Annotated in this window: 1 protein-coding gene; it reads right to left on the bottom strand. The window is 44.7% G+C overall.

Features of this window, described 5'->3' with window-relative positions; translation table 11 throughout:
* Window positions 1–1,854: DUF499 family protein (locus AC6I5A_RS13700; protein WP_034617216.1), on the bottom strand; the 1,854-nt coding region annotated here is incomplete at both ends.

Genomic DNA, 1,854 nt, shown 5'->3' with positions numbered 1-1,854 from the left:
GCAGTCTCGAAATTATTAAGGTCCTCGACTTTTAAGGATGATGTTGTGGCCGGCGCGCCGATTTCATAATATATTTTATCGCCAAAACGAGGATGTAATCGAAGCGACACCTTGTTTGTTTCCTCATTTTCACTTTTAACAGTAAAAGATACGCCGGTAGGTTCTTTTTCAAAGGGTCCCTTTTCCACATACTCGCCATGTTCCCGCCACAAATCCTTCTGCTTACAATCTGTAAGCAGGTTATCCAGGGTACGCGGATGGACCCATGTCCAGTTTGTTTCCGTTGCCGCCCGGTCTTTTATTTCCGACCAGCGCATTTCTTTTCTGGTAAAAAGCCGCTGTTCACATTTACGGCGCAGGGTATCGTCAAGCGGCTTGTTGGAGAACTTTTGCTTTTCCTTAAGTAAATTTTTCACCTGTTCCTCGCCATTGTAGTTATTGTCCGTAAACTGCATATTAAAATCACTGCTCCGGATACTGTCGCCCATCGGATAATAAAGTGTCGAGAAGGTCTGCTGGGATGCACTGAGTACCGCAGTGATCTTTTTTATCCGTGTGTCTTGCGCCAAGAGGTACTGCTGATTATCCTCCGGCACTTTTTCATCATGCATATTGGCGATAATTTTTTCAATGGCTTTTAATTGTTTGGCAGCCTCATACAGGCGATCCATCGTATCCCGACTACCGGATAAGAACATCACCCGGTTTTTATAAAGCGCATCATTGTAGAACCGCTCCAGACTGGGATGAAGCCCCGCTCCTGTGTAAGGTTCAAACAAGATGAGTGAAATTTTATCCGTAGATAGCGTGATTTCATCAATTGCGGGGAATATAAGCAGGTTTTGATAGCAGTCACCCACAAGAGGTTTAAATTTCTCTGCCAGAAACGTTTTCAGCGTTGTTGTTCTGACCGCTTCATTTTCATATGATTCAACCAATGAGTGCAGTTCGGCAATCATATTCTTGACATTTTTGAAAAGCAATTTCCCGTCCTTATCATGCTCCAGGTACCATGCTCTGGCTTGAAACTCATCGAGTGCTCTTTTCAGGCCGGCAATATCTCTGCCCGGCTCGCACAGATCACCTATAATTTCCTGTAAAGTAAGCCCTAATAATGCATTAGGAACATTCGCCAGCGAAGAAACTAAGATCAGTTTACTAACATCTCCGACAAGCTCTTGTTGGTACTGAGCATCGATTTCCTCAGCGATCGCTTTGCCATTCGCTGCGATATCGTGGGCGATAGCGTTGGATAATTCCTGCTTAATCTGGGTCACAGTTGTCAGCATCGCTCGATCATTCAAGTCAAAGTCAAAAACATTTACCAGGTATTTACTCTTTGCCTTGCAGTGATCCCCGGCATAAATGCCCGCCATAATCTGTCGCATCAGCCTAATAAGCCCCCTTGTTTGTTGGAAACCGGAGTTCTCTTTAAAACGTGCATATAAGTCCCGAATTGACGGATGGAAAGGGTACGAATCTTTCACGCCCGTATAGACATGATCAGGCGAGATGTTGGTTAGTCCCATTTGCTTGGCTTTCGCCACCTCGTCCTTATAAGCAATTGCTACAAGGTTGATTTCATCTGCTTTTGGCAGGGATGCAAATAATCTTTTTTTCAAGATATGGTACACTTCATCAGAGCCGCTGCCAACTGGTTCAATATTTAAAGCACTGCGATTGACTTCATTCTCAAGGTTTTTGAAGGCGCCTCGAATAAGTTCGCTTCCACTTTCATATGCCGCTTTCAAATCTGAAATAACCAGGCACACATTGGCAAGCTGGGCCTTACCAAGTGCGGAAAACAGGTTGGCAAGCGCAGTTGAGGTAACGGCGCATAAATCCGAATTGCCT

Source organism: Desulfosporosinus sp. Tol-M2 (assembly GCF_059735615.1).
This window is presented reverse-complemented; position numbering and strand designations above follow the sequence as displayed.